Source organism: Anoxybacillus sp. EFIL (genome assembly GCF_013096955.1).
Classification (GTDB): Bacteria; Bacillota; Bacilli; order Bacillales; family Anoxybacillaceae; genus Anoxybacillus; species Anoxybacillus ayderensis.
In genome coordinates this window covers 1-467 of sequence record NZ_SDLH01000061.1, presented here as the reverse complement: position 1 = coordinate 467, position 467 = coordinate 1, and the positions used below count along the sequence as shown (strand labels likewise).

At 53.3% G+C, this 467-nt stretch carries 1 protein-coding gene; it reads left to right on the top strand.

The window, feature by feature from the left end:
• On the top strand, positions 1–467 hold a 467-nt coding region (locus ES017_RS15795; RefSeq protein WP_216367590.1), incomplete at both ends, for a hypothetical protein.

Sequence of the window (467 nt, the reverse complement as noted above, 5' to 3'; positions counted from 1 at the left end):
TCTTAGCTCAGTTCCATATGATTTTCTGTATAAGGCACTTGGTAAAGGCGACATAGGCGTTTCGGATTTCGAAGCTATCCCAGCCACCGCGCTTAACGATGAAGCGAGAGCACGGGTTCTGGCTCTTAACTGCCTAACGCAGGACTATGCGGAGCTATGGAATCGAAACAAGAATGTGCTCGCTGGCTTCGAGTGGTCTCTAAGTGACGTCAGGCTGTCTAAGGACCCAATCGCCTGCGAGGATTGGCATTTTCAGGTGCCCTTGCGGACAGATTATGCTCGACGGCTCGCCCTGGTTGAAATCGACGTGCTGGTGGCTCAGCGACTTGGTTGGACCCTCGAGCAACTTATCGATGTATTGAAGCTGTCTTTCCCGCTTCTGCAACTTAACGAGGCCGCGACTTGGTATGACCAACAGGGCCGAATTGTTTGGACCGGATCACGAGCGCTCTCCGGCGTTGGCTGGT